23 protein-coding genes are annotated in these 22,770 nt (G+C 36.2%); 18 read left to right on the forward strand and 5 right to left on the reverse strand.

The window, feature by feature from the left end; genetic code table 11:
• The 18 genes from KUA55_RS07675 to KUA55_RS07760 all read left to right on the forward strand — a co-directional run bounded on the left by KUA55_RS07675 (nt 1) and on the right by KUA55_RS07760 (nt 18,617).
• On the forward strand, nt 1-1,914 hold the full coding sequence (locus tag KUA55_RS07675) for a PTS mannitol transporter subunit IICBA (RefSeq protein WP_218325615.1): 1,914 nt from the start codon (nt 1-3) through the stop codon (nt 1,912-1,914).
• Nucleotides 1,915-1,929: 15 nt separating this feature from the next.
• A complete protein-coding gene (locus KUA55_RS07680) occupies nt 1,930-3,090 on the forward strand; it encodes a mannitol dehydrogenase family protein (protein ID WP_218325616.1) in 1,161 nt (386 codons plus the stop codon).
• Nucleotides 3,090-3,737 carry an HAD family hydrolase gene (locus KUA55_RS07685; protein WP_218325617.1) on the forward strand — a complete coding sequence of 216 codons (648 nt, stop codon included), beginning with the start codon at nt 3,090-3,092 and terminating at the stop codon, nt 3,735-3,737. Before KUA55_RS07680 ends, KUA55_RS07685 begins: the two co-directional genes overlap by 1 nt.
• 78 nt (nt 3,738-3,815) lie before the next feature.
• A complete protein-coding gene (locus KUA55_RS07690) occupies nt 3,816-4,019 on the forward strand; it encodes a TMEM175 family protein (RefSeq protein ID WP_218325618.1) in 204 nt (67 codons plus the stop codon).
• Nucleotides 4,020-4,486: 467 nt separating this feature from the next.
• Nucleotides 4,487-4,879 (forward strand): hypothetical protein, encoded by a 393-nt coding sequence (locus tag KUA55_RS07695; RefSeq protein WP_218325619.1) that lies wholly within the window; start codon nt 4,487-4,489, stop codon nt 4,877-4,879.
• A 102-nt stretch (nt 4,880-4,981) separates the two neighbouring features.
• Nucleotides 4,982-7,759, forward strand: a complete 2,778-nt coding sequence (locus KUA55_RS07700) for a sigma-54-dependent transcriptional regulator (RefSeq protein ID WP_218325620.1) — start codon at nt 4,982-4,984, stop codon at nt 7,757-7,759.
• 147 nt (nt 7,760-7,906) lie between these two features.
• Complete coding sequence (locus KUA55_RS07705) at nt 7,907-8,338, forward strand: PTS sugar transporter subunit IIA (RefSeq protein ID WP_218325621.1); 432 nt, start codon at nt 7,907-7,909, stop codon at nt 8,336-8,338.
• Entirely contained in the window at nt 8,335-8,814 is a 480-nt protein-coding gene (locus tag KUA55_RS07710; RefSeq protein ID WP_218325622.1) for a PTS sugar transporter subunit IIB, read from the forward strand. Before KUA55_RS07705 ends, KUA55_RS07710 begins: the two co-directional genes overlap by 4 nt.
• 21 nt (nt 8,815-8,835) lie before the next feature.
• Nucleotides 8,836-9,651: a PTS mannose/fructose/sorbose transporter subunit IIC gene (locus tag KUA55_RS07715; protein ID WP_218325623.1), complete on the forward strand. Its 816-nt coding sequence runs from the start codon at nt 8,836-8,838 to the stop codon at nt 9,649-9,651.
• Complete coding sequence (locus tag KUA55_RS07720) at nt 9,644-10,492, forward strand: mannose/fructose/sorbose PTS transporter subunit IID (protein ID WP_246601439.1); 849 nt, start codon at nt 9,644-9,646, stop codon at nt 10,490-10,492. Before KUA55_RS07715 ends, KUA55_RS07720 begins: the two co-directional genes overlap by 8 nt.
• Before the next feature lie 231 nt (nt 10,493-10,723).
• On the forward strand, nt 10,724-12,022 hold the full coding sequence (gene lysA / locus KUA55_RS07725; protein WP_218325625.1) for a diaminopimelate decarboxylase: 1,299 nt from the start codon (nt 10,724-10,726) through the stop codon (nt 12,020-12,022).
• Between the two features lie 10 nt (nt 12,023-12,032).
• Nucleotides 12,033-12,863, forward strand: coding sequence for a diaminopimelate epimerase (gene dapF, locus KUA55_RS07730; RefSeq protein WP_218325626.1), 831 nt, complete (start codon nt 12,033-12,035; stop codon nt 12,861-12,863).
• Between the two features lie 184 nt (nt 12,864-13,047).
• Nucleotides 13,048-13,497 (forward strand): flavodoxin, encoded by a 450-nt coding sequence (locus KUA55_RS07735; RefSeq protein WP_218325627.1) that lies wholly within the window; start codon nt 13,048-13,050, stop codon nt 13,495-13,497.
• A gap of 232 nt (nt 13,498-13,729) precedes the next feature.
• On the forward strand, nt 13,730-14,752 hold the full coding sequence (add, locus tag KUA55_RS07740; protein WP_218325628.1) for an adenosine deaminase: 1,023 nt from the start codon (nt 13,730-13,732) through the stop codon (nt 14,750-14,752).
• A gap of 140 nt (nt 14,753-14,892) precedes the next feature.
• Complete coding sequence (locus KUA55_RS07745; RefSeq protein WP_218325629.1) at nt 14,893-15,540, forward strand: GNAT family N-acetyltransferase; 648 nt, start codon at nt 14,893-14,895, stop codon at nt 15,538-15,540.
• A gap of 136 nt (nt 15,541-15,676) precedes the next feature.
• Nucleotides 15,677-16,036 carry a YxeA family protein gene (locus KUA55_RS07750; protein ID WP_218325630.1) on the forward strand — a complete coding sequence of 120 codons (360 nt, stop codon included), beginning with the start codon at nt 15,677-15,679 and terminating at the stop codon, nt 16,034-16,036.
• Nucleotides 16,037-16,047: 11 nt separating this feature from the next.
• Nucleotides 16,048-16,794: an ABC transporter ATP-binding protein gene (locus KUA55_RS07755; RefSeq protein ID WP_218325631.1), complete on the forward strand. Its 747-nt coding sequence runs from the start codon at nt 16,048-16,050 to the stop codon at nt 16,792-16,794.
• An 11-nt stretch (nt 16,795-16,805) separates the two neighbouring features.
• On the forward strand, nt 16,806-18,617 hold the full coding sequence (locus KUA55_RS07760) for an ABC transporter permease (protein ID WP_218325632.1): 1,812 nt from the start codon (nt 16,806-16,808) through the stop codon (nt 18,615-18,617).
• Nucleotides 18,618-18,773: 156 nt separating this feature from the next.
• Here KUA55_RS07760 and KUA55_RS07765 read toward each other — a convergent pair whose 3' ends face one another.
• The 5 genes from KUA55_RS07765 to lepB form a co-directional block, all read right to left on the reverse strand.
• The gene (locus KUA55_RS07765; RefSeq protein WP_218325633.1) at nt 18,774-19,373 is read right to left on the reverse strand and encodes a response regulator transcription factor; all 600 of its coding nucleotides are present in this window, start codon (nt 19,371-19,373) and stop codon (nt 18,774-18,776) included.
• Complete coding sequence (locus KUA55_RS07770) at nt 19,366-20,475, reverse strand: sensor histidine kinase (protein WP_218325634.1); 1,110 nt, start codon at nt 20,473-20,475, stop codon at nt 19,366-19,368. Before KUA55_RS07770 ends, KUA55_RS07765 begins: the two co-directional genes overlap by 8 nt.
• A 63-nt stretch (nt 20,476-20,538) precedes the next feature.
• Nucleotides 20,539-21,291, reverse strand: a complete 753-nt coding sequence (locus KUA55_RS07775) for an ABC transporter permease (protein ID WP_218325635.1) — start codon at nt 21,289-21,291, stop codon at nt 20,539-20,541.
• Nucleotides 21,292-21,305: 14 nt separating this feature from the next.
• Nucleotides 21,306-21,965: an ABC transporter ATP-binding protein gene (locus KUA55_RS07780; RefSeq protein WP_218325636.1), complete on the reverse strand. Its 660-nt coding sequence runs from the start codon at nt 21,963-21,965 to the stop codon at nt 21,306-21,308.
• Nucleotides 21,966-22,126: 161 nt separating this feature from the next.
• On the reverse strand, nt 22,127-22,669 hold the full coding sequence (lepB, locus tag KUA55_RS07785) for a signal peptidase I (protein WP_281419016.1): 543 nt from the start codon (nt 22,667-22,669) through the stop codon (nt 22,127-22,129).
• Nucleotides 22,670-22,770 lie beyond the last annotated feature (101 nt).

Genomic DNA, 22,770 nt, shown 5'->3' on the forward strand with positions numbered 1-22,770 from the left:
ATGGAAATCTCTCAAAATAAACCAGGTATTTTGGCTAAAATTCGCCGCTTCGGTGGATTCATGAGTGGCATGGTAATGCCAAATCTAGGTGCTTTTGTTGGTTGGGGTTTGATGGCCGCACTATTCATTCCCAATGGTTGGTTACCCAATGCTCAATTAAATGAACTTGTTGGTCCGATTTTAAATTATGTCTTTCCATTATTAATTGGTTACACTGCTGGATACAATATTCATGGTCAACGTGGTGGGGTAATTGGTTTATTCACTAGTATGGGTGTGGTAGTGGGTTCAGACATCACTATGATTAGTGGTGCGATGATCATGGGGCCATTATCCGCTTGGGTCTTAAAGAAATTTGATCAATTTATTGATGGTCGTATTAAACCGGGCTTTGAAATGTTTGTTAATAATTTTAGTTTAGGTATTATTGGTGCCATTTTTACAATCGTAGCTTTTCTGTCTGTAGGACCAGCAATTCGTGGTTTAGTTGCTATCTTAACCGCGGGGGTTCAGTGGGCAACCGATAATCGAATGATTCCCGTGTTATCCGTTTTTATGGCTCCAGCTCAGGTATTATTTTTAAATAATGTAGTGAATCATGGGATTTTAGCGCCAATTGGGTACGCCCAAGCTGCAGAATTAGGAAAATCAATTATGTTCTTGGTTGATACAAATAATGGTCCATTATTAGGAACGTTATTCTCAATTGCCTTATTTGGTCGCGGTAAAGCAAAAAACACAGCTCCGATGGCGATGTTTATTGCTGGAATTGCCGGGATTGGGGAGGTTTACTTCCCATTCGTTTTAGGAAATCCGATTATGGTCTTTGCCACAATGGGTGGCTTGGCGGTCTCCTTGTACTTGCAGGTCTTGTTAGGAGGCGGGTTGATCGGAGTCGCCTCGCCGGGTAGTTTGATAAATATTGCTTTAATGACACCAAAAGATGCCATCTTTGCCAATTTTGTCTCGATACTTGCTGGTTTCATTGTCTCGACCCTGATAGGAATGTTCTTATTAAAGACATTCGGATCAGGTGAAGAAAATGAGCTAGAAAGTTTTGAAGTCGGTGATCGTAAAGTTCGGAGTGTGGCTGATTTTGCTGCAAGTTCTGGAAAACAAACAGCATTATTGAAAAAAATCAATGCAGCAGTGGCAAAAATTGTCGTGGCTTGTGATTCAGGGATGGGTTCTAGTGCGATGGGGGCTTCTGTCTTGAAGAAACGCTTGAAATCAGAAGGTTTAGGTGGGATTAAAGTGGTTAATTCTTCCGCTAATCAAATTGATTCTGATGCCGATCTGGTTATTACACTGGACTCGTTAATTGAACGAGCCGAGATTAGTGGAAATAATCCTAATATTGCTTACATTCCAATTAATAATTTCTTGAAAGAGAGTGATTACGATGAAGCAATTGCTTTTGTTAAAGAGAGAAATAGTGAAAGTAGCGAACCAGAAATTTTTGAGACTGAAGAAGAAATTGCAATTGATTCCAAAATCTTAAATGAAGACAATATCCTCTTAAATCAAAATTTTAATAATGTAGAAGAAGCTATTATCGCTTCGGGGAATCTGCTAGTGAAAAGAGGTTATGTGACTGGTGATTATGTAGATCAAATGATTGAACGAAATAATCGTTTGCCAGTCTATGTAGGAAATCATGTGGCAATTCCTCATGGTTTAGAAGACGCTCGCGGAGCGATTAAACATTCTGGAGTATCAATTATTCAAGTACCTGAAGGCGTAGCTTTTCCAGATGGTGATATCGCGTATATCTTTATTGGGATTGCCGGAAAAGATAATGAACATTTAGAAATTTTAAGTACAATCACAAATGCGTTGGTGGACGAAGCCAATGTTGAAAGGATTCGCAAGGCGGAAACAGTCAAGGAAATTTTAACTGTTTTTAAAAAATAAAATGGAGATGAAGGTATGAGTAATAAAAATGTGTTAATTGTCGGTGCTGGTCGTTTAGGCAAAGGATTTGTAGGAGAAACGTTCTTTAATGCTGATTGGCAAATTAGTTTTCTCGACAACAGTCCAAAAGTAATCGATAAATTAAATGAAAAAGGTTATTATGATGTGCGGGTTCATACCACAGATGATGTTTTCATGAATAAAATTGAAGGTTATAAAGCCTATTTAGCAGATGATAATTATGCTGTCATGGATGATTTTTTAGCAGCTGACTTAGTGATGTTGCCACTTTACCCAGAAGATTTTGAAGAATCAGCGAAATACTTAGGAAAATGTTTTGATAAACAATTTGAAGTCAATCCTGAAAGTAAAAAAACTTTAATTTGTTTAACTAATAAGAATCATATTATTGACCAAATTACTGCATACTATCGAGAAAATTTAGCTTCAGAAGAGGCAAAGGCCTGGTTTGATAAAAATGTTGTCGTAAGAGATTCCATCGTTCGTCGTTCAACTGATGCCGATTCAGAATATAGTACTGATTTAGTGACGACTGCAGTGGCGGCCTTAATTATCCAAGGGCCTGTTAACAGTGACTTTAGTGATGTAAAGTGGCTAGATGTTAGAGACAATGTTGAGATGCTGAAGGATATTAAAGTCTTTACCATCAATGGGCCCCATGCGGCGACGGCTTACTTTGGCTATTTGAAGGGTTATGATGATATCACTACGGCTCAAACAGATCCAGAAGTGGCGGCTTTAATTAAAGAAGTTCACGATGCGACTGTTCACGCAGTACTGTTTGAATATCCCGTGACTCGTGATGAAATTCGTGAACTAGAATATCTGCCAAAAGCTAAAAATGAAATGCCTGATGCGATTTATCGAGTTGCTTACGATCCAATTCGCAAAGTGGGAGCTCATGATCGTTTTATGGGTGTCGTGGCGCTATGTGAAAAATATGGGATTGATTACACTGGTTTAACGAAAGCTTTAGCTAGTGCCTTTGCTTATAATGAACCACGAGATGAGAGCGCCATGGAAATTCAAGCAGATATTAAAGATATTGGCTTAACTAAAACAATTGCCAAATATATTGGAAGAACAGAAGATGATGACGTTGTAGCGAAAATCGTAGAACAATACCAAAAACTGGCAATTAAGGAAGTAGTATAGTGACTTTTCAAGCAGTTATCTTTGATATGGATGGAGTAATTATTGACTCTGAGCCGATACAACTGGCCCGGCAAAAGGAATTTATCGCCCATAAAAATATCCATATTTCTGAAGAAGAAATGCTAAAAGTGGTGGGTGCTAATCGAAAATTAACGTATCAAATTATCTCTCCTTATGCGCCAGAAGAAACTTTTGATACCTATTTTCAAGGTTTTACGGATTATTTTAAAGCGCAAAAGATTGATTTTCAAAGTATTTTAAACGAAGAAATTTTAACTGTCTTTGATTGGTTAAAGAAAAAAGACAAAAAAATCGCTTTGGCTTCTTCAGGATCACCAGAAAAAATTGCAACGGTATTAGAAGAATGTGATTTAGCGGGCTATTTCGATGTTGTTTTAAGTGGTGATCAGTTTAGACAATCGAAGCCTCATCCAGAAATCTATTTCACAACTGCAGAAAAGTTAGCTTTGCCTGTGGAAGCGTGTATCGTAGTTGAAGATTCTGAATATGGTATCACCGCCGCAAAAAAAGCCAGCATGTATACTTTTGCTAAAAAAGAAACCCGATTCAATTTCTCTCAAATAGATGCCGACCAACTGTTTACTGACTTTGATGAGTTACAACTTGCTTTGGAAAAACAAAATTAATTCTAAAGAGAGGCTTGCCTCTCTTTTTTTGTTCTTCTGTATTTTTTTAGGTCCTACACTAAACAAAAAGGAGGCAACATGTTAAAGTCACGGGTTGAGATTTTTACTGAGGGGATTATTTCGATCGTTACGACATTATTAGTTTTGGAATTGCCACAATCAGCTGGTGGTAGTTGGAACGATTTATTTGCAGTGGGTCATAAGTTAGTCGTTTATTTAATTAGTTTTGTGCGCTGGCTACTTATTGGAACACAACCATTACCATCTTTTCCAAATCGTTGATAAAAACGATGGGGTGGTTTTATGGGCGAATAATGTGTTTATTTTAATGATGACTCTTTTTCCATTTGTAACACATGGGTGGGTGATCAATCCTTGTGCTTGGCCACCGCAAGCCTTGTTTGGTTGGATTCTTTCAGGCACCATCAGATCATATTTTTTTCCGCTTATATTTTAGCATATCCGATAGGTGAGATTCTCCTTTAGTAAAAGTTATTTAGTCACTATCCAAAGCTTTATTGGTCAATTGTTTGGGTGGTAGTAGCCTTATTTACAAGTTATTTTATTACGCAGTTAACTGTTATTACCATCAATATAATTGTTCTGGTAAGGTGATTTATTCATGAACGGAAGATTAAAAGATGAATCTAAATGATATGGTTGAGATTTTTTTTCAAGCAATTTTTTATTGCTATGAGATTCTGAAGTAAGGTACACTGCAAGTATGAAAATAAGTGAGGGGATATTGTATGGCGTTATTTTTGCAAGAGGAGAGTTTTTGTCAATTTTTAGCTAGTAAGTTTACTGACCGTCAGTTTTCGTTAGGGCATTCGGTGATTTCCATCAATGTAGTCAGTCTAAGTCCTATTATGAGTTGCCTCTATTATAGTGAAAATTTCTTTGCGGCTGCTAAATATAATCGTCAACTGGAAGTTTTCACGGATTATTTATTGGTAGATCAATCAGAAATTGTTAGTAAAGAGCTAACCAAGCAAGGTCTGAACTATCAGTTAACCATTGAAACACAAGAGAAATTAGCCAATGATCAACATTTAAAATTGTCATTCAATCTATCATCCATGACAGGAACAAAGTGGCATAAACAAAATCTAAAAAATATTGTTGCTAGTTTTAGTGAATAGTTAAAAAATCCGAGATTGCCGTCTCGGGTTTTTAATTTAGATTGGCAAAAGACCGAGCATTGTCTATAATGAAGAAAAGTGTTTCAAAAAAGGGGTGAAAAAATGAAGCGGATTGACAAAGTGTATCAAAAACTAAATGAAATTTGGTATACGAGTGATGAGACTCGTTTAATCCAAGAAAAAGGTTCTTCAGCTTCTGAGTTGGCAGAATTGTTAGCGTTGTCTCGAGCAAATGTTAGTTCAGAGTTGAACAAGTTAGTCCGGGATGAAATGGTTGTTAAAATCAAAGGATATCCTGTGCGTTATATTTCAGTGGAAGCTTTAGAAGAAATTTTACATATTCAATGGCCAGCTAGTCGTAATGAAATCGAAAACGTTGATGAATTTATTGTCGACAATCAATTTAAATTCAATCATAAAAAAAATCGTAATCCCTTTGATTTATTGATTGGTCACAAGGCTAGTTTGAAAAAGGCTGTCTCTCAAGCCAAAGCTGCAGTTCATTATCCACCGAATGGCTTGCATATGTTGCTTTTGGGACCAACAGGATCTGGAAAAACTTTTTTTGCCAATAAAATTTATCAATATGGGATTTACGAGCAGTTGTTTGATGTTGAAGCACCCTTCATTAGTTTTAACTGTGCTGATTATTATAACAATCCTCAACTTTTGATGTCGCAACTGTTTGGTTATGTTAGAGGGGCTTTTACTGGTGCGGATGAAGACCATCCCGGCTTAGTAGAACAAGCCAATCATGGCGTATTGTTATTAGATGAAGTCCATCGCTTAACGCCAGAAGGTCAAGAAATGTTGTTTTATTTTATTGATAACGGGCATTTCAATCGAATGGGGGAAAATGGTTTTCAACGGGAAGCCGAAGTTTTAATCGTGTGTGCCACTACCGAAGATCCTAACTCAAATTTGTTAGGTACTTTTCAACGACGAATTCCTATGACCATTGAGATTCCTGCTTTAATTCACCGTTCAATCGAAGAGAGGGTAGATTTAATCAAGTTCTTGTTTGAAAATGAGGCCAAACGAGTGAAGAAAACTTTCTATATCGACATTGATGTGATTAGTGCGCTGGTACAAGGGGTAAATTATGGCAATGTTGGACAATTGAAATCGCAAATTCAATTGGTTTGCGCCCAGGCATTTTTGAAACAGCTCCATCAAGGCAATGAAATCAAGATTACACTCCAAAGTTTGCCGGAAGAAGTCCGTAATCAGTGGCATTCCAGCAGTCAAAATATTAAAAAATCCGAGGAAATTTCTTCTTATGTTGATGTGACAACGGTGATTTATCCTAATAAGTTACAAGAAAGCCTCGAAGAAGAAAACAGTGGTCTCAATATTTATGAGGTCATTGAAGATAAGGTCAATATTCTTGAAAAAGAAGGCATTTCTAAGAAGGATATCCATCAATATATTATGACCGACCTGCATCTATATGTACGGAACTTTGTTAATAAGAGCACAATTGACTATAATTTATTGAAATTTGTCGAGCCAAAGATTTCAGAATTGACTTTGCGTTTGAAAAATATTGCTGAGGCAGAGATGGGCGTTGTTTTTGACAACCGTTTCTTATATTACATTGGCATGCATTTAGATGCGTATTTTCACCGAGAAACGAAGGATAAACTACTTTCTCCCTTTGATATCATTGAAATAAAAAAAGAAAATGCGAGTGAATACCAAGTTGCCTGTTTATTTAAAACCGAAATAGAAAACAGTTTAGAAATTAGTTTCCCCGAAATAGAAGTTATTTATTTAACAATGTTGTTAGTCTCAATTGAAACACTTGATGAAAAGAAGAAGGTGAGTGTTTTAGTAGTGGCTCATGGTAATTCTACGGCAACTTCGATGGTGCAAGTGGCCAAAGATTTATTAGGAGATGTTCCGATGGCCGCTTTAAACATGCCGTTGGAAGTTCAGCCAGAGGAATTATTTGCTAAATTAGTTGAAACTATCAAAGAAATGAATCAAGGTCGTGGCGTATTAATGTTGGTTGATATGGGCTCTTTGGCAACTTTTGAAGAAAAGTTAATTAAAACCACTAAAGTTCCAATTAAAACCATTCCCAACGTGACGACTAGTATGGTATTAGACGTGGCGCGGAAAACAAATTATATGGATCTAGATTTAAACGGTATTTATCACTCTGTTACGAAAGATTTTCTGTCAGCTATGCAATTACAAGGCTTAACTGGTGGACGGGATAAAGCCATTTTAGCAGTCTGTACCACTGGTCAAGGGACCGCCAAAAAATTAGAAGAAATGATTACTAAAGTGGTGGATAGTCAAACAGATGAAACAGTTCGAGTAGTAACTGTTTCAAGTTTAAAAATGAAGGAAGACATCCCTAATCTTTTGGAAAAATACCAAGTCATTGCTTCTGTAGGTACCAAAAATCCCAAGATTGACGTACCATATATTTCTTTAGAAAATCTAGTGGACGGCTCAGGAGAGCGGGCCTTACGACAACTTTTAGGCCAGTACGATAGCAGCAAAGAAGTCATCACCAAAGAAAATGTCATTATTCGTGATTTGGTACAAGATACTTTGAATATGTATTTAGTCTACTTAAACCCTCATCATATCACTGATTTATTAATGGAATGGATCGACGATTTACAAATCAAGTTAGGTAGAAGTTTTCCCAATTCTTTGTCATTAAAATTAGTCGTCCACACAGCCTTTGCCTTTGAGCGGGTGCTGAAACAAAGTTCACTGGATTACGATGAGCCTTTGCGAGAAGAGTTAGTTGATTTACTGGCTTTAGTGGAGGAAACAATTGCCCCAGTTGAAGAGAAGCTGGACTTAAATATTTCGCAAGATGAGAAAATGTTTATTGCAGAAGTTTTATTAGCAGACTAAAGTGTTTTAAAAATTAAAAAAAGCTGGAGAAGTGTTTTGTTTTATTAAAACACTTCTTTTTTTATTGATAAAAACTGTCATTTTAAAGGGAAACACTTTTTTGGCACGTTGCTTGCTTTATTGAAAGTGAAGGAAAGGAGCGAAAGTATGGTGAAAATAGTCATTAGTGGACATGGGCAACTTTCAACTGGCATACTCAGTGCTTTTGAAATGATTTTTGGAGCAGATCCAGCGGTCATTGCTATTCCCTTTTTAAAAGGAGAAGGCTTACCACAAGTACAGGAGAAATTTCAGGCGGAGATTGATGCATTAGCTGAAGGAGAAGAAGTTTTATTTTTAGTTGATGTGTTTGGGGGAACACCTTACAATGCTGCAGCGCAGGTTATTTACCCATTGAAAAACGCCGATATTTTAACCGGTGTAAACTTGCCGTTAGTTTTAGAAGCCGCTAGTCGCAAGGACGGCGAGAATCTAGCCGAGATAATACCAGCATTAAAAAACGTTGGCTACGAGAGTTTTAAAGTTTTTACTGAAGAAATTAAAAAGACCCAAACAGATTCTGAGGAGGATTTACTATGAAAATAGAATTAGCAAGAATTGATGATCGGTTTATCCACGGACAAGTTTTAACTAAATGGGTTAAATTACGACCGGTTGATCGGATTATTATTGTATCAGATGCAGTAGCCAATGATGAAATGAGAAAAACGTTAATTTTATCTGTTGCGCCAGCAAATGTGAAGGCCAGTGCGGTAACTGTTGATAAAATGGTGCGGGCTTACAACTCACCACGCTATGAGAATGATTCTGTCATGCTGTTATTTGAAGGACCAGAAGATATCGTGGAATTAGTGGAAAAAGGTGTCCCATTAAAAGAAATTAATGTTGGTGGGATGCGTTTTGAAAAAGACCGCAAGCAAATTACTAAAGCTGTTAGCGTGTCACTAAAAAATATCGAAGCTTTTGATACATTACACGATCTAGGTGTGAAATTAGAATTACGTCAACTACCTGGAGATTCTAGTACTGATTTTTATAACGAATTACACAAATAAAGGATAAAGGAGTTTGAAAAGATGAACGCAATACAGATTGTATTACTTTTAGTGGTTGCTGGTATTACGGGTATGGGGAGTGTGCTAGACGAAGCGCAAACACACCGTCCATTAGTTGCTTGTACTTTGGTAGGATTAGTTTTAGGTGATGTTGGAACGGGCATACTCTTAGGTGGAACTTTAGAAATGATGGCCTTAGGATGGATGAATGTTGGTCTGGCGATGGCACCTGATACAGCAATTGCTTCAGTAATTTCAACTATTTTAGTAATTGTTTCTAATCAAGGAATCGGCGAAGGCATTGCGATTGCAGTACCTTTAGCTGCAGCCGGTCAAGCATTAACAATCTTTGTTCGTACTATTACCGTTTTCTTTGTTCATAAGGCAGACGATTATGCAGCTAATGGTAATTTTAAAGGGATTGAACGCATGCACTTACTCGGTCTTTCATTACAAGCGCTTCGTGTCATGATCCCAACATTTATCATTACAATGATTAGTGCAAATGCAGTTAGTAGTTTCTTAAATAGTATTCCAGAGGTAATCACAGGTGGATTGCAAATTGGTGGTGGCATTATCGTAGTTGTTGGTTACGCCATGGTTATTAATATGATGGATGTTCCTTATTTGAAACCTTTCTTTTATATGGGCTTCCTATTCGCCGCCTTCACTAATTTCAACTTAGTAGGTTTTGGTGGGCTCGGTCTTTGTTTAGCACTTCTTTTTATTCAATTAAAATATAATGTTGTCGGCGGAGGCAAAGCAGCTGTTGCAACACCAAATAATCAAAGTGTCAATGATTACGATGACGACCTAGACGACGACTTGGATGCTTAAGGAGGATAAAACTGTGGAAAATCAAAATAAATTAACAAAAAAAGATTTAAATAGTATGTTTTTAAGATCAAATCTATTGCTTGGTTCATTTAACTTTGAACGGGTACAAAATATGGGCTTCTGTTTTGTTATGATCCCAGCAATTAAACGTTTATATGCACCAGGAAAAGAAAGAAATGAAGCTTTGCAGCGTCACTTAGAATGGTTTAATACGCACCCCTGGTTAACAGCACCAATTTTTGGGGTTGTCGGTGCGATGGAGGAAGAAAAAGCTAACCACGGGAATTTGCCAGGTAATTCAATTTCCGCAATGAAAATTGGTTTGATGGGACCTTTGGCAGGTGTCGGTGATCCGATTTTCTGGGGAACAGCGCGTCCGGTATTAGCAGCTTTAGGTGCATCGTTAGCAGCAGCTGGTAGTATCGCGGGACCAATTCTATTTTTTGTAGCTATTAATGCGATTCGTCTAGCAACTAAATATTTTGGCTTAACTTTGGGATATGAAAAAGGAAATGAAATTATTAAAGAGATGGCTGGTGGCCGGATTCAAAAATTAACTGAAGGTGCGTCAGTCGTTGGATTATTCGTTATGGGGGCTTTAGTTAACAAATGGACCACGATAAATATTCCTATCATTGCGACTCGGATTACTAATGACAGTGGTAAAGTAGTTACACAAACAGTTCAAGATGTGCTAGATAGCATTATGCCTGGAATGTTGGCCTTATTACTGACCTTATTTGTTTCTTGGCTGTTGAAGAAAAATGTTAGTCCATTATTAATTATTTTAGTAATCTTCATTGTTGGTATTGCTGGTAAAGCTTTTGGCTTCTTGGGTTAAAATAAGTATGGATTGCGGAGAAAATGCGCAATCCTTTTTTCTATTCTACTGGATATTTATTTATTCATTAAAAGCTTTTTTGATTTTATAGAAAGTAAAAATACCAATTGATAAAGCTTAACTGTCTGTCATCAATATTTATTTTTTAATTATCTAGCCTTCATCAATCTTTTACTTTCTTTTAATAAAAAATCTTGTTAAGATGAAGCAAATAAATATTCGGAGGTTGCGATGGATTTTGAAACGAAAAATGGTCATTTGATGTGGGATGGCTGTGACACAGTTGCGTTGGCGCAAGAGTTTGGTACGCCGTTATATGTAATGTCGCAAACAAAAATTGAAAATAAATTAAATGAATTACAGACAAATTTTGTCGATAAATATGAAAAAGTAAGAGTGGCTTATGCCAGCAAAGCTTTTTCAACTTTGGCGATGCTAAAAATTATTGAAAAACAAGGCTTCTCATTGGAGGTTCTTTCTGATGGAGAATTGTATACTGCTATTAAAGCCGATTTCCCCCCAGAATTGATTGAGATGAATGGCAATAATAAAAGTCTGGCTGAAATTGAAATGGCGATTGATTATGGTGTCGGTCGAATTATTGTGGACAGCTTACAGGAAGTAGCGATTATTCGCTCAATTGCGGCAAAGAAAAATAAAGTCATTAATATTTTATTTAGAATCACGCCAGAAGTTTCCGTAGCTACTCATTCGTTTATTTCGACAGGACAAAAGGATTCAAAATTTGGTATTCCGATTGATCCAGCGATCTTATTCCCACAAGTGGAGCAAGCGATTCAAGCACCAGAAGTGAATTTCTTAGGCTTTCATTTTCATGTTGGCAGCCAATTGTTTGAAAATAATGCTCACTTAGCAGCTGTGACAATTGCTTTAGACTTAGTGCGGTTGGTGAAAGAAAAATTTGATTATATCATTGAAGAATTAAACTTTGGTGGTGGCTTTGGTGTTACTTATATGGATAGTGATCAGCCGCAACCCTTTAATTACTTTACCGATCCTATGATGGAAAGATTATTGGACTTTTGCCAAAAAGAGCATTATCCGCAACCGGCAGTTGTGATTGAGCCTGGTAGAAGTATTGTCGCTGAAGCTGGGATTACCCTTCATACGATTGGGGCAATTAAAGAATTGCCTGGTATTCGTAAGTACGCGTCAATTGATGGCGGAATGACTGATAATATTCGTCCAGGACTTTATCAAGCGGAATACACAGGAGTTTTAGCAAATAAAGCAGATGAACCAGCTATCGAGACGGTAACAATTTCTGGTAAAGCTTGTGAGAGTACCGACATTTTAATTAAAGATATTGAATTGCCAAAAATTGAAGCTGGGGATATTTTTGCGACTTTTTCGACTGGTGCATATGGCTATTCAATGGCTAGTAATTACAATAAATTAGCGATTCCAGCGGTGGTTTTAGTAAAAAATGGCAAAGCAGATTTAATTGTGCGTCGACAAAATTTTGATCAAATGTTGGCAAATGAAATCATTCCAGCATCATTAAAGTGAGGGAAAAAACATGAAATTGGCTTTTAGTAAAATGCAGGGAGCGGGAAATGATTTTATTCTCGTTGATAATATGGCGCTGACTTTTAATACTGAACAATTAATGAAATTAGCAAGACGAATTTGTACGCGCCGTTTATCCATCGGTGCCGATACGATGATTGTCTTAGAACCAGCAAAAAAAGGCGGCGATTTTTTTGCTCGTTATTTTAATGCGGATGGTTCAGAAGCTGAAATGTGTGGGAACGGCGCTCGTTGTGTTGCTCGTTACGCGATTGAACATCAGTTAGCTGGTGAAAAAATGGTGATGGAAACCATCGCAGGTGATGTGCCGGCAGAAAAAATTAATCAAAGAATTTTCCGTGTTCAATTAAATTCACCTAGTGTCTTCACAAAAGATTTAGCACTAGAAATTGATGGAGATGCTGTTTTAGTCGATTATGTCGAGTTAGGCAATCCTGGAATTCCTCATTTAGTCGTGCGCCAACCAGATTTAGCAATGATGGAAACTGAAAATTTAATGGATATAGCCAAAAAATTACGTCATCATCCACAACTGGAAAAAGGCGCTAACGTGAATTTTTACGATGTTTTACCAGATCAATCGTTAGTTGAAAGAACCTATGAACGAGGTGTCGAAGATTTTACTTTAGCTTGCGGCACGGGTACTGGTTCGACAGCTTATGCCGTTGTTCAGCGTGATTTAGTTAACGAAAACCTAGTAAAAGTTGAAGTTTTAGGTGGAGAATTACAGGTGGAAGTACAAGATGACCAATTATTTTTAATTGGTGATACGAATTTAGTCGCTGAAGGATTCGTGTTGGATGATGATTTAGAACTTTAATAAGTTGAATATCTAGTGCACAGGAAAGATAATTTTTCTGTGCACTTTTTTATACAATAAGAACATAAATGGTCAAAAACCTATATTCTGGCTATCTACTGATATATTGACTGAAACTCTCTTATAGCGTACTCTTTAATTAAGTGAAAAAAGTACTAAATATCAATTTTTTGGAGGAATTATGATGAAAAATGCGACAATTGTTTATGCAAGCTTAACAGGCAATACTGAAGAAATTGCGGAATTTTTAGTTGACGAGTTTAAAAGCCATGATGTTGAAGTTGAATTAATCGAGGCTGATGATGCAGATGAAGATAGTTTTGCGGATGCGGATATTTGTGTAGTGGCAACATTTACTTATACAGATGGCGATGTTCCAGATGACTTAGAAGATTTCTTTGAAGAACTACCTGATCAAGATTTAGCTGGAAAAGTATTTGGTGTTGTGGGTTCTGGCGATGATGACATGCACCATGCAACATTTTGTAACGCAGCTATTGAATTTGATAAGACTTTCGAAAAAACTGGGGCAGTCCGCGGAAGTGAATTAGTTAAAATTGATAACGCTTACGATGATGACGATGTTCCGGCATTAAAAGCATTTGTTAAAAATGTAGTGGAATTTGAAGCGTAAAATCCAGACGAGCGTTTAAAACGGGTGTGTTAGAAAAAAACTCTTAAAGTTCTGATATCAACTAATAAAAATTGATTTACAGACATTAGTTTGAAGTTCACCTCAATGCATAACCATTTTAACAATCCTATTTTTAGGATTGTTTTTTTATTTGCTTTTTTTCAATAAAAGCCTATACTTCCATCAAAAAACCCGTTATACTTCTTAGCAATATAAAAAAGTAGGTGTGGAAATGGAATTTTCAGAAATTCAGGCTTTTCCTAAGGCGGAGTTACATTGCCATTTGGATGGTTCGATTCGACCGGCGACGTTGATGGAGATTGCTAAGGTACAAAATATGGCGATTCCTCAAGATTTGGCGGTAGTAAAAGAAGCGATGACAGCGCCAGCAGATGCACAGGATTTAGTCGATTATTTGGCGCCATTTGATTTTGTGGCACCTTATTTACAAACGGAAATTGCTTTAGAAATGGCTGCCTTTGATGTGATGGAACAGGCTTTTGAAGATGGGATTGTTTATATCGAGATTCGTTTTGCACCTTCTTTGTCTCAAGAAAAAGGATTGACAGTTAGTCAAACGATTTTAGCAGTAGCTCGTGGAATTGCAAAAGCTGAAGAAAAATATCCGATTGATGGCAATATTTTAGTGATTGGGATGCGGCAGGAAAAACAAGAGGAAATCAAAAAAGTTTTTCAAGAAACGCAACAATTAGAAAATCCAAAAGTAGTCGGCTTAGATTTGGCAGGTCCAGAGCTAGATGATTCGGTGACGGATTTGTCGGAAACCTATCGCTTAGTGATTGATGAAACTTCCCTTTCTTTGACTTTACATGCAGGTGAGTGCGGTTGTATCGCAAATGTGGTAGATTCGGTAGCTCATGGCGCCCAAAGAGTCGGACATGGCATCGCGATTGCTACTGATGAAGCGGTGCAAGAAAAGCTGATTGCGGCTAATGTTTGTATTGAAGGCTGTCCTACAAGTAATTTACAAACTAAGGCGATTGAAAAAATTAGTGATTATCCTATCAGAAATTGGCTAGCTAAGGGTGTTCAATTTTGTTTAAATACTGATAATAAAACAGTTTCTGATACGACTTTATCAAAAGAATACGATTTAGTTATGAAAACTTTTGATTTAGACTTTATCGACTTTTATCAGATGAATCAAGTCGCCATTAATGCAGCTTTCGCCAGTTCAGTTATTCGGTCAAAAGTCCAAACTAAAATGCAAGCTGCCAGTCAAAAATATTTATGATAAAATAGAAGAAAAGAAATGAGGCATGTCTGATGAGGGTCACAGGTAACTAAAGCAATCCCAAAAGAATATAAGCTTATTTGGGTTGTTTTCAGCTATTTGTCGCAAATTCAAAGGATTCATTAAAGGAGACTATTTATATGAAGACAATTATTAGACATGAAAAACCAGAAGATTATCGCCGCGTTGAAGAAATTACACGAGAGGCTTTTTGGAATCTTTATCAACCGGGTGCTGAAGAACATTTCTTGGCTCACAGTATTCGTAAGCATCCTGATTATTTACCCGAACTATCTTTTGTGATTGAGAAAGATGGTGAAATCATAGGTAGTATCATTTATACCCGCGCCAAAGTGATTGCTAGAAACGGAGAAGAACATGTGGTTGTTAGTTTTGGTCCTGTTAGTATTTTACCGAAATATCATCGCCAAGGTTTTGGTAGACAAATGATTAGCCATTCGATTGCTGAAGCAAAACGTTTAGGCTATAAGGCAATTGTTATCGCTGGTTTTCCATACCATTATCAGCCTTATGGTTTTGTAGGAAGCAAAAAGTATCATATTTCCATGCCAGACGGCAAGTTTTATACTGGTGTGATGGCGTTACCGTTATATGAAGGAGCTTTAGACAATATTCAGGGAGAAATGCATTTTTCTGCAGCGATGTATCCTGATTTATCGGCTTTACCGGCATATGATGCAACTTTTCCAGAAAAAGAAAAACAAGTCTTACCTTGCCAAGCAGCATTTGAAAAAGCTGCTAGTGAACTGGATTTAACCGAATATTAATTGATAAAAACAACAGTTTAACAGCTGTTGTTTTTTTGTGTGACGAAATTGTAAGTTAAAGAATAGAAACTTCGATGTTACAAAAAATAAAATGATTATAAACTGACATTAATCAGAAAATACGGAGGAATTTAAAATGAAAAAATTATTAATTGGTTTAGTCTTGGTCGTTGTTCTTATATTTGGTGGACTGAAAATTGCTGAAACAGTTGTGATGGGTGGTACTGATTATTATGTCCAAATCACTGATGATGGCACAAAAACTTTAGAACAAGATGATTCTGGCAACGCGATTACTAAATACAGTTATCAATTAATTGGTTATGATAAAGAAGGTCAAGAAAAAGTATTGGATTTTTCAGCTTTTAAGGATCGGCCTTTAAAACGTGATGCTTATTTAAAATTAACCTGGAATCAGAAAAAAGGGGTGACTTCTTATGAAGAAGTCCAAAAAAACGATTTACCCCAAAAGGCTGAAACAAAATTAAGCAAATAGGAGAATTGAAAATGGAAAAAATTGTAACTGTTGAAGAAATAAAAAAAACATACGGTACTGGTAAAAAAACTGAAGCGTTAAAGGGTATTTCCTTTGAAATTGAAAAAGGTGATTTTGTTGGTATTATGGGTGCCTCGGGTTCTGGGAAATCGACGTTATTAAATATTTTAGCAACTTTAGATAAACCAACCAGTGGACAAGTGACCATTAACCAACAACCAACGCAAAATTTAAAAGGCAATCAATTGGCTGATTTTCGTAGCAAAGAAATTGGCTTTATTTTCCAAGATTTTAATCTATTAGAAAATTTAACTGCAGCTGAAAATATTTCGGTACCGTTATCCTTACAAAATGTAAAAGCGAAAGAAATTAAAGTTCGGGTTAAAAAAATTGCACAACGTTTAGGTATTTCAGAAATTTTAAACAGTTATCCAGCTGAAATTTCCGGCGGACAAAAACAACGAGTCGCTGCTGCAAGAGCTTTAATTACCCAACCAACGATTTTATTAGGAGATGAGCCAACAGGTGCGCTAGATTCTAAAAGTGCCAGAGCTTTATTGGATACCATGACGGATTTGAACCAAGAAGATCAAGTCTCTATTTTGTTGGTGACTCATGATCCATTTTCAGCAAGCTTTACTGATCGAATTTTGTTTATTAAAGATGGGGTCATCTATCAAGAATTAAATCGTGGAACAGCCAGTCGGGAACATTTTTATCGTGAAATCTTAGCGGTAGTGGCTGATTTAGAACAGTAGGGAGTGGGAAAATGTTATTAAAACTGTCACTTAGCGGAATGAAAAATCGCTTGCGGGATTATTTAGTCCTGTTCTCAGGATTGGTGGTTGCCGCTGGAATCTTTTATATGTTTGAAACATTGGCCTCTAATGAAGCTTTTTTAAAAAGTAACTCAACTATCTCAGCAGTGGTATTTATCTTTCATTTAGGGTCAATTTTATTAGGAATTATCACATTGGTTTATATTTTATATGCCAATTCCTTTTTAATGACGATGCGACAAAGAGACTACGGACTGTTTATGATGTTAGGAGCCAAAAGTCGAAAAATCGCACAATTGATCTTTTTAGAAACCTTTTTTGTCGGTATTGCGGCAACAATTGTTGGTGTATTGTTAGGCATTGGGCTAGCAGCTGGGGTGAATCAGTTACTCGTTCACCAATTGAATTTAACTGTTAGCCATTTTTCACCCGTTCATTTTTCGGCTTTTTTAACTACGCTTATTTTCTTTGTAGTAATCTTTTTTGTGGCAGCAATATTAAACGCTACAAAAATTGTAAAACTGCCAATTTTAAATCTATTGAAGGATGCCGATACACCGGTTCAAGTGAAACGATCAAAATTATTGTTATTTGTTGAAACATTGGCTGGTATTGCTTTACTTGGCATTGGTTATTTCATGATGTTTAAAGTGATGAATTTCGGTATCTTTGCTTTAGTTATCGCATTGGTCACAATTGTTTTAGGAACTTACTTTGTGTTTGATGGGGTAATTATATTTATTATATCGTTGTTGAAACGGTCAGCTAATTTGGCTTTAAATAAATTAAATAATTTTACTTTGGCACAATTAACATTTCGACTAAAAGACTATACCAAAATGCTATCAATGGTAGCGATGATTTTTGCTTTGGCTCTAGGCGCTGTCACAGTCGGCTTAGGTTTTCACAAAGAAATTACGAAAATGACCGAAGCAACCAATACTTATGATTTAGTTTTAAATAACAGTCAAAAAGTGGCGCAGGGGCAAGTCAGAAAATTACAGCCAATATCAAACACCAGCTACCAAATGAAAGAAACGGCTGACACAGTCTATTTCATTCAATCTGAATTTAATCAAACCCCTTTAAAAGTAGTTGAAATGAAAGAAGCTGGAGATTTTACAAAATCTGAATACTCTGGCGATCGTCTGGCAACAGATGTGACTGCTAGTGATCAATTAAGAAACTTAGAATTACCTAGCCAACGCTCGAAGAATCAAGTTTTTCTATCAGAAAGTGATTTTGCGGCATTACCAGAAAATACCAGTAGTTTACAGTTAATTCAAGTGAAAGATTTCTCAACATCCTTAGAAAAAATTGCTGATTTGGTGGCATTAAATCAAAAAAATAATCCTGAATTATCCGGTGATAACAATTTAAGTTTGTCACAAAAGTATGATGCCTATACTGTCTATAATAGCTTATTCTCCGGTTTTGAATTTATGGGCTTCTTTTTAGGGTTGGCCTTTCTAACCATGTTGGCAAGTTGCTTGATGTTTAAAATCTTATCAGGTGCAGCTAGTGATGCGATTCGTTATCAAATGTTAAACAAAATCGGTGCTCGCCGAAATTTATTACAAAGTGCTTTAAAAAAAGAAATCGGTACCCTTTTCTTAGTCCCAGGGATCTTAGGGATTTTCCATGTTTTGTTTGGTCTGCAAATGTTTAAATCCTTGTTGCAACAACCTTATCAAGGAATATGGTTGCCTTTCTTAATTTTCACTGTGCTTTATATACTGTACTATTTCTTAACAGTTTGGTTATATAGTGGGATTGTGTTACCGAAAGAAAAAAATTCCTAAAAATAATTAATAATAATTTCGTCTGCAATGAACTGTATTCAGTATTGTTTTGGGAATCGCGTTAATGGGACTTGCTAGTATCCTAATATTTATCAAAAAACGTAAAATGAATAACTAAGAAAAAGCCATGAAATGATTTTATTCATCTCACGGCTTTTATAGCCACCCATTCTCCTTAGCTTTCTCTGCCGCATCAATCCGATTTTTAGCTGCTAATTTACTGATGATTTCTGAAATATAATTACGAATCGTGCCGTCAGACAGGTAAAGTTTGGCGGCAATTTCTTTGGAGGTAGCGCCTTTGGCAATCAAATTCAAAATTTCTTGCTCTTTTTGGCTCAATGGATTTTTTTGATTGTTCATATAACCAGTAATTAACGAAGGTTCATAAAAAGTTTTTCCTTCCATCGCGGCTCGAATATGGTTAATCAATTCTTCGCTAGGGGTATCCTTTAACAAATAAGCGGAGACTTTCGCAGCAACAGCTCGTTCAAAATAACCGTCGCGAGCAAAGGTAGTTAAAATAATTACTTTGGTGGGGCTTGCTGTTAATTCTTCAGCTATATCCAAACCAGTTTTTTCCGGCATTTCAATGTCAGTCAATAAAATATCTGGTTTAAATTCTGACAGTAATTTCATGGCTTCAGCGCCATCTTTCGCTGTTCCAACAACTTCTAAATCGTCTTCTAAATTTAAAATCATGGCTAAAGCAGAAGAGAGCACGCCTTGGTCTTCAGCGATTAAGACTTTAATCATTTTCAACCTCCTTTAAGGGAATATTAAAACGTAATAGGGTTCCTTTATCTTCTTGAATCACAAAAGAACCGTTGATTTTTTCGATGCGTTCTTTCATGCCCGTTAGTCCGTTGCCTGTAATAATATCTTTCGTACCGATTCCGTTATCTTTGATACTGACTTGAAGATAATTTTGGGCTTTTTGAAAAGCAATCGTGCAATAGGATGCTTTACTGTGGCGCACAATATTTGTGACGGCTTCACGTAAAATACCGCTAAATTCAGTTTGCTGTGGCGGTACTAATTCAGCTGCTAATTCTTCATTTTCAGTGGTTAAAATAATTTTTGCCGCTGTTAAGGCTTGGTTGACGTCAATTAATTCTTCAGCCACGGTTCGTTGTCGCATATCTGAAACAATTTCCCGTACTGTTTTTAAAGTTGAACGGGAGATCGTTTCAATTTCTTTTAGTTCGTTTTCTACTAATGCCGGTTTTTTATATAAGATTTTTTGAGCCAAATCCAGTTTAATTGTCATGACGGATAAAGATTGGCCTAAAGAATCATGTAATTCGCGAGCGATACGGTTTCGTTCTTCTCCTTTAATGACGCCTTCCATTCGTTTATTGGCTTGATAATATTGTTTTCGTTGTTCTTGCTGATGATAAAATTCTTGACCAGCTAGCGGTGCGACTAGAGTAAATAAGCTAAAACCAATCGTCATTACCAATTGATCGCCACCACCTAAAACAGGGTAGCGAACCGGGCCAAAAATTAAACCAATCGTCATCAAAATAATTTGTAAAATAAATAATTGCCAAAACGTTCGGTTGCGGATTTTTGAAAAACCTAATTTCCAAGCGGGAAACATGAAAAGCTGGATAAAACCTAATGTCAGAACATAAAATAAGGCAATCAGATATTGCAGAACAATCCAATAAATGAAATATTTTCCATCAAATAAAGTATTACGATAAAACCATGCAAACAGTAAAAGCGACAAGCCAGCTATTTGTTTTAAAAAAGTATCATAGGGATACAATGACATCATGGGAATCAAGAGAAACAGCAGCCATATTAATGAGGAAATTGTCTCTCCAGCTGGAAATAAGCGAAATTTATTCATAGGAAATCCTTTCCAAACGGTTACTATAATTAAATCGGAAAATCCGCTTTTTAGCAATAAGAATTAAATTTTTTTGCGATTAAAGATTAATTTTGCAATGAAAATAAATAATAAGATATAAAGAATATTACCGATAACTAATTGATGAGTCGATAATAAGGTCATTTTTGAAAGTGAGCTATTGGCTAATTGATTGGCTAAATTCAACATATTAAAAGGATTCCAACGTAACCAAGGAGCTTTATCTAAAGCTATAAATTGTAAGCCCGCCAACATAGAAGACATGAAATATGAACCGATTCCTAACATGCTTGCTAAAGATTCGTTTTTCACGATTAAAGAAATCATCAAAGATAAGCTAGCAAATAGCCACATACCAATAAAACTTGCCAATATATTCGTCAATAATGTCTCAAAAATTACTGCGTCATTAAAAGCAATTTTGGGAAATAAAATTAAACTGGCAGCAATGGTTGTCACTAGTGCAATCAGATTCAGATAAATTGAATAGCCTATCAAAGTGAAGATTTTTCCTAAGAAAATATCTTTTCGTTGAGGATTTTTTTGTAGTAAGTTTTTGATAGTACCATAACGAAATTCCATCGAAAAAATTTGACTGGCCAGATAGACCATGTAAAAGACAATTAGCCAACCGCTGTTAAATAAAACCGGGAGAACTTTTTCGGCAGACATCATGTTGGTAAATTTAGTAACTAAGGCATTGAGAATAATAAAACTTGCTAGGACACTACTTTGTTTCAGAATTAATTGTTGTTTCGTCATTTTATATATTTCTTGTTGGATTGTATTTTTCATTTTTATTCGCTCCTTTAAGCTAATTTGGCCAATAAGCCATCTTCAAAGTCCTCTAATAATTCAGGATGTACAACATTTTCAACTAAATGACCGGCTTTCATTAATAGAACCCGATTGACGATTTGTTTTAACTCACTTAGAATGTGGCTGGAAATTAAAAAGCTAGTGCCCGTCTCGCTGTAAGTTAAAATCGCTTTTTTCAGAAGTTTAACAGAATAAGGATCTAAGCCGTTCATCGGCTCATCTAAAATGATTAAGTCCGGATTATTTAATAATCCAATGGCAATTCCTAAGCGTTGTTTCATCCCTAAGGAGTATTCTTTGGTCTTTTGATTTATAAAATCGGTTAAGTCCAATAAATGAATCAAACGATCAATTTCGACCTGAGTGGTTTGCTTTTCCGCCAACATTTTTAGGTGTTCCATTCCAGTCATGAAAGGGTAAAGACCTGGTTGTTCAATCAGTGAAGCCATTTTTATTTGTTGGTGCGCTATTTCCCCAGCGCTTATTGGAATAAAACCTAAAATAGTTTTCATTAAAGTGGTTTTACCGGCGCCATTTGGACCTACCAAACCGACCACTTCGCCACGATTAATTTGACAGTCAATCTTTTCAAGGGCGTTTTTTCTTTTGAAGCGAACTGTGACTTGTTTTATTTTTATGATTGTATTCATTCTCATTTCCCCCATCTCTTGTTGATAAGGTAAGTGTATAAGTGTACTGGAATATTAGAAGCGGTTTAAGAAGCATCCGTCATGACATTCTATGACATTTGTCACAAAAAAAAGACTTGATAAATCTGACGAAAAATCGTCAATTTTATCAAGCCCCTCTATTATACTGTGCCCATTTGGTTTAATGGCCAAATCACAAATTTTGCATTAGAGTCAATTTTATCTCTTTCTATCGAGCCAATAAACCGACTGTCTTTTGAAACTCGGCGATTGTCACCTAAAACAAAATAGCTACCTTCTGGAACTTTAACGGAAAAGTCTTCTGACATATTGGCATCCATTGTTAAAGGTAAATCATCAGTTAATTCACTTTTATATTGATCTAAATAATCTTCACTATAAGCCTTGTCATTAATATAAAGTTGGTCATTTTTATAGCTGACGGTTTCGCCAGGTAAACCAATGACACGTTTGATATAGTCTGTGCCAGGATTATCAGGAGCGTCAAAAGTCACGATGTCAAAACGATGAATTTCGCCCAATTTTAAACCAATAATTTTTTCTCGATCTTGTAAAGTTGGATCCATCGATGCACCATTTACAGTAATCGATGAAAAGACGAACATCCGCAAGCCAACCATGAGTGCAATCAAGCAGATGAAATAGACTAAATCTTTCCAAGTAAACCACGATTCTTTTTTCAAACTTGCAGCCTCCTTTTTTTATTTATCATAAAGAAAAAGTCTAGATTAAGCAATCTATTCTGAAAGTTCTTTTAAAAACATTAAAATAATGGTGATTTTTT

The organism is Enterococcus alishanensis (assembly GCF_019218635.1).
GTDB lineage: Bacteria > Bacillota > Bacilli > Lactobacillales > Enterococcaceae > Enterococcus_A > Enterococcus_A alishanensis.

Coding starts and splice junctions, on each gene's coding strand:
- KUA55_RS07675 (WP_218325615.1), top strand. CDS start 1: ATGGAAATCTCTCAAAATAAACCAGGTATTTTGGCTAAAATTCGCCGC.
- KUA55_RS07680 (WP_218325616.1), top strand. CDS start 1,930: ATGAGTAATAAAAATGTGTTAATTGTCGGTGCTGGTCGTTTAGGCAAA.
- KUA55_RS07690 (WP_218325618.1), top strand. CDS start 3,816: ATGTTAAAGTCACGGGTTGAGATTTTTACTGAGGGGATTATTTCGATC.
- KUA55_RS07695 (WP_218325619.1), top strand. CDS start 4,487: ATGGCGTTATTTTTGCAAGAGGAGAGTTTTTGTCAATTTTTAGCTAGT.
- KUA55_RS07700 (WP_218325620.1), top strand. CDS start 4,982: ATGAAGCGGATTGACAAAGTGTATCAAAAACTAAATGAAATTTGGTAT.
- KUA55_RS07705 (WP_218325621.1), top strand. CDS start 7,907: ATGGTGAAAATAGTCATTAGTGGACATGGGCAACTTTCAACTGGCATA.
- KUA55_RS07710 (WP_218325622.1), top strand. CDS start 8,335: ATGAAAATAGAATTAGCAAGAATTGATGATCGGTTTATCCACGGACAA.
- KUA55_RS07715 (WP_218325623.1), top strand. CDS start 8,836: ATGAACGCAATACAGATTGTATTACTTTTAGTGGTTGCTGGTATTACG.
- KUA55_RS07720 (WP_246601439.1), top strand. CDS start 9,644: ATGCTTAAGGAGGATAAAACTGTGGAAAATCAAAATAAATTAACAAAA.
- lysA (WP_218325625.1), top strand. CDS start 10,724: ATGGATTTTGAAACGAAAAATGGTCATTTGATGTGGGATGGCTGTGAC.
- dapF (WP_218325626.1), top strand. CDS start 12,033: ATGAAATTGGCTTTTAGTAAAATGCAGGGAGCGGGAAATGATTTTATT.
- KUA55_RS07735 (WP_218325627.1), top strand. CDS start 13,048: ATGAAAAATGCGACAATTGTTTATGCAAGCTTAACAGGCAATACTGAA.
- add (WP_218325628.1), top strand. CDS start 13,730: ATGGAATTTTCAGAAATTCAGGCTTTTCCTAAGGCGGAGTTACATTGC.
- KUA55_RS07745 (WP_218325629.1), top strand. CDS start 14,893: ATGAAGACAATTATTAGACATGAAAAACCAGAAGATTATCGCCGCGTT.
- KUA55_RS07750 (WP_218325630.1), top strand. CDS start 15,677: ATGAAAAAATTATTAATTGGTTTAGTCTTGGTCGTTGTTCTTATATTT.
- KUA55_RS07755 (WP_218325631.1), top strand. CDS start 16,048: ATGGAAAAAATTGTAACTGTTGAAGAAATAAAAAAAACATACGGTACT.
- KUA55_RS07760 (WP_218325632.1), top strand. CDS start 16,806: ATGTTATTAAAACTGTCACTTAGCGGAATGAAAAATCGCTTGCGGGAT.
- KUA55_RS07765 (WP_218325633.1), bottom strand. CDS start 19,373: ATGATTAAAGTCTTAATCGCTGAAGACCAAGGCGTGCTCTCTTCTGCT.
- KUA55_RS07770 (WP_218325634.1), bottom strand. CDS start 20,475: ATGAATAAATTTCGCTTATTTCCAGCTGGAGAGACAATTTCCTCATTA.
- KUA55_RS07775 (WP_218325635.1), bottom strand. CDS start 21,291: ATGAAAAATACAATCCAACAAGAAATATATAAAATGACGAAACAACAA.
- KUA55_RS07780 (WP_218325636.1), bottom strand. CDS start 21,965: ATGAATACAATCATAAAAATAAAACAAGTCACAGTTCGCTTCAAAAGA.